Genomic DNA, 8,844 nt, shown 5'->3' with positions numbered 1-8,844 from the left:
ACCCAAAACCTTGGTATCGAAGTACTTTGATTTGTTGTTTTTGCTCTCCTGTCATTATTTGTAATACCTCCTTATATGCATTTTTTAACTTTAAGTAATCTGTGTCAAGGAGGTAATTCGATGGATAGTACAAACTAGTAAAAAATAATCCTCCAATTGAAGTTAAATTCAACTGAAGGATTCTCATTTACGATAACTTTTAATCTGCCTTTTCATATCTCTGCTGCCTCAACTACAACAACTCATTGCTACGTAAAGTAAAACTTTCGCTTTCCTGTGCAAAAATACTTTCAGATTTTTCAAGTCAATATAATTATATTCTTTTGCAGATTTTTCACCTTAAATTTTTATTTTTCCTTTTACTGCCTTTACAATGGCGAATATAATTAATGATATAATACCTATTCCAAAAATCCAATATATCCCATTATGATTTTGATTATTGCCTTGTGTTGAGGAAATAGCTGCTGTTTCTGTATTCCCACCAGATTTGGGCGTTGGAGTACTATCTGTTTCCTGAAGATTTTTCTTAACTAAATTACCAGTAGTGATTTTGGTATCAAATGTAAGTTTAATAATGTCATATCTTTTCTGATCCCCTGCTTCCATTGACTTAAACTGTTTTTCCATATCTATCTTACAAGCTGTATTCATTACCCCCCTGGAGAACACATAGATTTCTTTGCTTGATAAATTATATATATTGGAATACAAGGTACCTCCTTTACCCCAATTCTGCTTCGTAGCATCTAGAATAGTAGCACATAGCTCTATCGATGGTGATTGCTTTTTCAATAAATCAACAGCAGTATTATAACGATCGCAGGGATATCCACCCAGAGAAGGATCAGTAAACCAATAATTTGTTACAACCTGATAGTTCTCGTTATGACCTTTACGAATAATGTGAAGTTTTCCTTCCATCCACTCAAATACTGCAGAAGCTCCTGTGGAATCAGTAAATAAGAGGTGATCACAAAAACTTTTAGGGATATTATAATTATCAAAAAACTTCTCAACTTCTTCCACAGAAGTACATTTAGCAAGAACGATATCTCCCAAATTATAATCCAGCTGCTTCTTATTACTGTCATAAGGAACTTTAGTAGACGGACAGGAAGCACCATCATAAAATAAACCATGCTCATTCATACCACCCTGAACATAAGATGAATTATAGAAGCATATACGACCATAGCTATCTTCACCGGGCGCTGTAACTACCATATAGTTAGTGATAGAATACAAATAATCTTCGTTATTTCCTGCTAATATAGTACCGTCCTCCAGTTCCGTGGTAAATATTGTACAGGCCATTGCTGAACTAGATAGACAAAGCATTAGTACTAAAGTAAGGAAAATCGTTGCCAATCGTTTAAAATTCATAATATCAACTCCTTAAGAGTTATAGCCTACCATAATCATACATTTCCAAATATATTAAGTCAATTTGTTTTCTATACGGCTACGGATACTGTATGCCATTCCAAGTAGCAGGCTATCCTTTTCTACTAAACGATAATAGCGAATTAATGAATGTGTTTGATATTATTAGAAGGTTTTCTGTCAAGCGTATTTAAAAATGTCCTTAAAAACAAAAGAACTTAAGGAATAAAAAAAAACTTGATAAGAAAATATTTCTTAGTCAAGGTTTTTCGTGTACAAATGCCATACGTTTGTACTGACGGAATATTCAACTTGGTTGACACTAATTTTTAGTGTTTGTCTTTACAGCTTTACACATGTAATAATATTTTCCAACTTTATATGCAATATTTTTTGAAGTTGAATAGCCTTTTATTTTGTAAAGAGATTTCTTGGAATCCAAAACTTTTTCAATGTATTTTTGTATTTTGTCAAATTCCTTTTTTACTGAATCATTAACACCGGCTGTTGGAACGTAAACCATATATGTTTGGTTATTCCATGATACCGATGATTTAATACATAACCCATAGCTTGCATTAACCGAATTATTACCCCGAAATCCTAAGCAACAGGCAAAACAAAAAGCTAAAACTATACATATAATACTTTTTTTCATAAACGAATCGCCTCCTTTCACCAGAGTCACCGTATTTCCTAATATAAATTATTCCAATGATTACGAAAATTTGTGCTCACTAATTGCATCTTTTTTTGAGCCATTTGCAATTACACAATAAGGATCAATATTTTTAACATCATCGCCTGTACTTTTTCCTATGTTTATTTGATTAAATTCTTCACGGTTAAAAGCTTTTTTAATCTCCATATGTTGAGCAACATTTAGGCTCTCCCATACCAAAAAAGTAGCTTCTTCGAAATTTGCAACAAAATTATCAGCCAGTTTTAGTTGGTTGCTAATAAATATATGATATCAACTAATACCCATCCTGTTTAGACTAATTTTAATTATTATAGAAAGCTGTATCTATTTAAGAAAGAGGTATACTTTTTGATCCAATGTTTAAAACAGGATGGCGGTTATAATCTATTGGAGTATTAAAAGTAACAAGATACTTAAACTCCCCCTTTTCATTTTTTGAAGTCATTATATCCGAAATCTTTTCACTGGTTTTTCCGTCATCATATTGGATAGATATTCGTTGCTTTAGATATAATTCATCACTGGGGCTTGTTGGAGCAACAAGATCAACCATAACACTCATCTGAGATATATCAATAGATTGTACTTTTGCCGATTCAATATACAAGGAATCCGGCTTTATAATATTATGTTTAAAGTTATCCAAACTAATTTTAAAGTCAGCCTTTATTGGAGAATCAAATGTAAAAACCTTTTGGGCCTTTATTACAATCTCAAAATTATCATCTATTTTCTCACTGGTATTATAAGCATAGGTATATAATACTTCATCATGGATGTTCTGTGTTTCGGGGATGTATTCCTGATGAGTTATTTTATTTCTGATTATTGGTAAAGCAGTCATATACTCCTTTGGCTTTTTAATAGCTATACTCGCCAAAGAACCATTTATTTTACATGAAACCAACTCAAAACCTGATTCTTTTTCAAACCCCTCACTACCATCTTTCAGAGGAATAGTATACTCTTTTACATCTTCAGCTTGCCGTAAACTGCTTATTGAAAACGAAAAATCCATATTTTTTTTGTTTAAAAGTTCCAGTGACTTAAAATTGAATACAATGCAATTTGGTTTTCCGTTTACGTTATAGTTGGCAACACTTCTACCAAAATTAGTAATGTTTTTATCTGCTGTAAATGAGCATTCGTCCACATAAATTTTGTTCTTAAAAATGTTTTGTTCTTTATCTGTTAAGGTATAAAAAAGTAAAACCGAATTATTTTCAACCATTGTTGCATCAACAGTTAAATTAATTCCATTAGAATAAACATTTTTATTTATAATATTGCCATTTACTACGGTATTTGTTTCTTCACCCCAGATTACGTTTATTAAATTATTTATCCTCCCGCTGCTGGTGGCATAAACTGTTACAGTTAATATCAACATTAATGTTATTACTGAAATAATTAACAAAGGTTTCCGTTTAAAAGTAAAATTAACGGGTGCTTGAGAGGGGATTTTCTTCTCAATTCCACCCCAATAGTCAGGGGTTATGCTTTTTGCTTGTTTTATTATTTCTTTATTAATTTTCTTATTTAAAATCATAAACATTCTTTAACTCCTTTCTTTTAGCGTGAAAGTTTTAATTTTAATTCCTTAATAATTAATTTGTATTTCCATGCAACTGTTCCCTGCGGCATATCAAGTAAGCTACTTATCTCGCGGAATTTCAATCCGACAATAACATGTAAAAGGACTATTTGCTGACTTTGAAAGTCAAGTTTATTAATTTCCTCAATCAAATCAATCTTTTCATCAAGGTCGATTTTTACACCAACCTTTGCTAGCTTTGTCTCACAGTATTCTGTATCTTTTGAAAACGACAAATCATTCATGTCTTTTTTTCTTAACTTATCTATCGCAGTATTCCTTGCAATACTCATAATCCACGCTTTGGGATTAGTCCCGCGAGTATACGATGGAGCACATATCATTATTTTAATAAATACCTCTTGGGATACATCTTCAGCCAAGTGATGATCTTTTGTGATAAAATAAGACTGGGTGTATATTGCATGGCCAAGTTGATCGTATATTTCTCTAAGTCCGCTATTATCACCTCTTTCAACTTTAAATATACTCTTATCCAGTTTGTGCAAAATATTAACACTCTCCTCATGACTACCAATTTATTGGTTCAAAATATACCATCTATAGATATTAACGAATAAAATTGTGTTTTTTATGGCAATTTTGGAAATTTTTATTGATTGTGTTGCAAGCTATTAGAAACTAATACAGGGTTTAAATAAAATATTAAATTTTTTACGAATAGAATACTTAATGTCAATATTATATACTTTTCAGTTTGCTATTTCTTTTTTAGATTTAAGTTTTAAATAAAAACTACGAGCATCATTTGTAGCATCTATGTCATATTTACACTTTGTGTCTATAATTTCAATGAAGTTTTTATTATAAAAAGGTATTTTAACTTTAAATCTTGGATTTTGACTCATCTTTTGATTAGTCATAATTTTCTAACTTATCATGTCACCTGTATTAATCTCGGGAGAGGTTTTTGGCATTATAGGTGATTCGACTATTGATAATTCTCTTTCTTAAGATAACTTTTCCATACTCACATAGTAATTACCAATGGGGCACGTTTCCGCGTTGTTGTGATTAAACCGAATTTTATTAAAATTAAAATCTTTATTCTTACCATTATGATTTAAACATAAACCTAAGTAATACAGTTTTTTGTTTTGTATAGTAGAGAATCAATACAACCCTCTCCAACTTTTTCCCATGCGTTTCCAATTAGTGCATACCCTCCGTAAAATCAAGTACCTGACAATAGTAAATCCTTGAGCCATTTCGGCACGCAGCTCACTTTTTTATACTCCTGAATTTTATTTATCACTTCTGCAGCAAATCAATCTGGCCTTTGATTTCTTACTTGTATTAGGATTCTTAATCGGATGCTCACAGCAACCAAAAATTAGTCTCATGAATTCAGGTCTTATTTCCTTTTTGGTTCCGCTAATCCCTTCATCTGAATAAATACCCGCAAACTCCCATAGGGAGTTGCTTTGAATATATTTGGTGTAATGGCTTACCTGCGCTTCAAATGAATTTTGCTGTTCCTTATGCATGGAACTGACTCTGCAATATGCACAAACTCGAATTTTCCTATTATCAGCCGCTTCATTTTCCTTATTGCTTGCTTCAATAACAGTAACCTTTTTCACTACTCACTCCTCCTCTTCCTTTAAAAAGTAGTGCTATGTTACCGTACTAATTTGGGGAATTCAAGTGTGACATTTAGTGTTGTCCACCATTTATACATACTATGTTTGTACAAAATAAAAAACTTGCCTTCGATGATATATAGTGGTATTATTCTTCATTGTAGGTATTTCCATATTTTCAATTTAGTGGAAAATACTTTGTATTCATAACGACTACGGTTTAAATAACTAAAGGCGTAGTAGCCCTGCATAGATAAGTAGGTATAATTGTATATAATACCTCAAAGGGGAATTTGTGAAGGGTGATTATTAAAAAAGGAGGGTAAGTTATTATTATTCCCTAACTTAAAAGATATAAATTAACTCGGAGGTTTAAATGAAAAATCTAAAAAAAATAGTATGTTTACTTCTTGTTCTTTCCACTCTTTTTATAGGTACATTAACAATCAACTTAAATGCTTTGACAGATGTCATTCAGTATAATGAAAAGAATTTAGTTTATATTTCTGATAACGAAAATATTACTGAAAACATTACCACTAGAGAAAATGACAAAGACGTTAAAGTAGATCTCAATAATTTGAAATCTAAAGATATTGACAAAGTAAAGACAAAAAAATTTAAAAATATTTGTGTAGATAGCACAACCTATGAAAATGCAGAAATTAAGCAGACTTTAAAAGACCAGCTTAATAACGGAGCTAAGATTATTATCCGCAAGGATAAGATGTCGGTAAAAGAAATATATCAATATTTTGATATAAAAAGCAACTCAGACGTTCCTAATACAATTGATGAAGATGGAAATGACAAACTAAAGGTTGTTGCTGTTTCAATAAAAAGGGACAATTTAGGAGAAATACATACTGAAGTTATTAGTGTTGAAGATTTTACAAATGATCAATCTATAAAAAAAGCCATTGCTTATTCAGTAATTCATAATACTAATACAAACCCAACTGAAAAGCAAGAAACAGCACTTATTGGGTTCAGTAATAATGTAGCAAATGCAACTGGTTTAACTTGGAACCCTGTTGCAAGTAATACTTGGATTGATTATTGGGACACTATAACTGTTTCTTATTCAGTAGTTTTACAAAAAAACCCTAGCTCTCCAGATATTCAGGGTAAATATTATACTATGGTATATTCCTCAGTGGATGTACAGCCAAAAGATGGATATTTATATAAAGATGTATATTTCAGACATACTGGAAATACTGATGCAACCATTTACGATTTTGGTCCTTCATCAACTTCAAGTACTGACACAATAAATATTGGTTTTTCTTACCCGACACCTGCAATATCAATGTCCGCTGATATTGGCATAACTTCAGGTATTTCGATACCGGAAGGTGGAATAGGAAGCTCAAGCGTCAAATGGGACTTCTATCCAGTTGCTTTATATTTAAAACAATTTTCTTTTCGTGCTGCACGTTTTACAATATCCAGTGAATTTTATCAAAAATCTCAATTTTATAAGGGTTCATTAAATTATTCTATAGAAGTTTATAAATATCAAAGTGCCGGAAATGGTTACTATTGTGCAACTGCTTCCAGAACAGATAGATCAGTATCTAATATATTATAGGCCTAAATGCTTCACTATAACGAAAGTGGGATTATGTTAAAGTCTATATACTTTTAACAAAAATCTTACCTATTTTATTTCTTTAATAGGTAAGATTTTTGTTCCATATTTATCGCTTTTTAGATGATAATATCTTATGAAATATTCTCCCGGTTTAATACTTTCTATTACTTCTTTACCATTAGAAATAATCCTATATTTTTGAGTATCACCTTGATTGATAATCCCATAAAATATCGTATAATATAAATCATTTTTATTTTTATTTTGTGTAGATAGTGTAGCTATGTGTGTATGCTCAGTGCTTGCTATATAATTATCATATTTAAATTTTCCATTTCCAATACTATGAAAAAATGAGATAGCAACAAAATTACTATTCGTTCCTTTTTTAGTGAATGTAAAAAGAAGTAAATGCTTATTATCAATATCTTTTTCTGCTTTTAGAGAAAAATCATACCCGTTTTTAATAATTTTTTTATCAAGATAACCAATCAATTCATCTTTTGTTAATTGCGAATTGTTAATATACATTACGCATATTCCATATATAATAAGGCCAATTGAAATAACAACCAAAGTAATTACGTGTGACTTTTTCATTAAAAATACCTCTGTTCATAAAATAATTTTTCTAATGGACAATTTTATATAAATAATATCTTAACATATTGATACATGTTTTTCCACATATGTATTTTTATGTTTTACATTATATGTAGAATAACAATACAAGAGATACAATTAATCAAAAATACAGAAAGCATAACAATAGTGCATTTTTATTAGCATAGTATTAAACAGTTTGCAATAACTTTTCAAACACCAAATATCTTTAAAGTATTCACAAATTCAAAAGATATCTATCAGTGGCTTAACCGCTATGCTTTTTGTATAGTAAATACAGGCGGCTCTATGCTATCACCCATCGCCAGTGGAGTCTAATTTGAATTAAGAAATAAATGCTTGTTTCTTGCCAAACACTAAAATAGCCAGGAGTGTAAATAGTATTTATTCAATGCCACACTCAAATTCTGACCCATCCAGCAAACTAACAATTACCCTAGAATCTTCATAGACTGTTATCTTCTCCACCAGCATAAAATACAACTCAGTGTCAAACTGTTCTACTGGCTTAGCATCTTTGAAAATATCAATAAATCTTTTAGCAGTAACTCTTTTAAGAATATCCTCACTATTAATCTGTTCATTCCACTTGCTCATAAAATGCTCCTTGCTTTCCAGTACTGCATTTAAAGCACTGACAAATGCAATATAAAGAACCTCATCATCAATATGTCTGCTGCCACAGCCCCTCTTTCCCTTAATCGCATACTTGTTATTGCATTGCCAAACGATTCTTTTTAATCTTTCATCATTAGAGTTCCATATCTTCCTTCCATAGACTCCGCTACAGCAGCCACATATAACTCTGCCCATAAATGGGTTTTCATTCGTAGTATAGTCCAGTCTTTTAATGTTGTACTTCTCCATATAGGCTTTTCTTCTCTCTATTTCAAGTTGTACTGCCTCCCATATTTCTTTGTCTATAATTGGCTGGTGGCTCTCCTCAACATAATACTGTGCTACTTCTCCTTTATTCTCTACTCGCTTTTTTGAAAGAAAATCCACCGTGTAGGTTTTTTGAAGTAAAGCCTCTCCCTTATACTTCTCGTTGTTCAACATCTTTTTGATGCTGCTTTCGTACCACTTTGCCTTACCGTTCCAGTTTGAGATGCCCTCATTTTCCAGTTCATACGCTATCCTATTAGTGCCTTTTCCGTTAAGATAATCAGAAAATATTCGTCTTACCACCTTTGCCTGCTTTTCATTTATAACAAGGTTGCCACTTTCATCTTTGTCATAGCCCATAAATTTTGTATGGTTGACTATAACCTTACCCTGTTCAAAGCGCCTTCTGATGCCCCATGTAGCATTTTTGCTAATGGAAAAGCTTTCCTCC

At 31.4% G+C, this 8,844-nt stretch carries 9 protein-coding genes; 1 reads left to right on the top strand and 8 read right to left on the bottom strand.

Going from position 1 to position 8,844, the window contains the following annotated elements; all coding sequences use genetic code 11:
* Positions 1-339: 339 nt before the first annotated feature.
* The 6 genes from L323_RS40680 to L323_RS0121355 form a co-directional block, all read right to left on the bottom strand.
* Positions 340-1,386, bottom strand: coding sequence for a carcinine hydrolase/isopenicillin-N N-acyltransferase family protein (locus tag L323_RS40680; protein WP_020817411.1), 1,047 nt, complete (start codon positions 1,384-1,386; stop codon positions 340-342).
* Between the two features lie 322 nt (positions 1,387-1,708).
* Positions 1,709-2,044, bottom strand: a complete 336-nt coding sequence (locus L323_RS40495) for a hypothetical protein (RefSeq protein ID WP_020817410.1) — start codon at positions 2,042-2,044, stop codon at positions 1,709-1,711.
* A 60-nt stretch (positions 2,045-2,104) separates the two neighbouring features.
* A complete protein-coding gene (locus L323_RS40490; protein WP_020817409.1) occupies positions 2,105-2,287 on the bottom strand; it encodes a hypothetical protein in 183 nt (60 codons plus the stop codon).
* Positions 2,288-2,417: 130 nt separating this feature from the next.
* Complete coding sequence (locus tag L323_RS40485; RefSeq protein WP_020817408.1) at positions 2,418-3,644, bottom strand: DUF4179 domain-containing protein; 1,227 nt, start codon at positions 3,642-3,644, stop codon at positions 2,418-2,420.
* A gap of 17 nt (positions 3,645-3,661) precedes the next feature.
* On the bottom strand, positions 3,662-4,192 hold the full coding sequence (locus L323_RS40480; RefSeq protein ID WP_020817407.1) for an RNA polymerase sigma factor: 531 nt from the start codon (positions 4,190-4,192) through the stop codon (positions 3,662-3,664).
* Between the two features lie 756 nt (positions 4,193-4,948).
* A complete protein-coding gene (locus tag L323_RS0121355) occupies positions 4,949-5,287 on the bottom strand; it encodes a recombinase family protein (RefSeq protein ID WP_020817405.1) in 339 nt (112 codons plus the stop codon).
* A 376-nt stretch (positions 5,288-5,663) separates the two neighbouring features.
* Between L323_RS0121355 and L323_RS40475 the strand changes: the two genes are divergently transcribed.
* Positions 5,664-6,881: a hypothetical protein gene (locus L323_RS40475; protein ID WP_020817404.1), complete on the top strand. Its 1,218-nt coding sequence runs from the start codon at positions 5,664-5,666 to the stop codon at positions 6,879-6,881.
* Between the two features lie 69 nt (positions 6,882-6,950).
* Here L323_RS40475 and L323_RS40470 read toward each other — a convergent pair whose 3' ends face one another.
* The gene (locus L323_RS40470; protein WP_020817403.1) at positions 6,951-7,484 is read right to left on the bottom strand and encodes a hypothetical protein; all 534 of its coding nucleotides are present in this window, start codon (positions 7,482-7,484) and stop codon (positions 6,951-6,953) included.
* A 408-nt stretch (positions 7,485-7,892) separates the two neighbouring features.
* Positions 7,893-8,844, bottom strand: a 952-nt coding sequence (locus tag L323_RS40465) for a recombinase family protein (protein WP_020817402.1), incomplete at its 5' end; no start/stop codon positions are given.

It is taken from the genome of Ruminiclostridium papyrosolvens C7 (genome assembly GCF_000421965.1).
GTDB lineage: Bacteria > Bacillota > Clostridia > Acetivibrionales > DSM-1351 > Ruminiclostridium > Ruminiclostridium papyrosolvens_A.
Note: the sequence above shows the minus strand (reverse complement) of the source record. Positions and strands in the feature narration are given on the sequence as shown.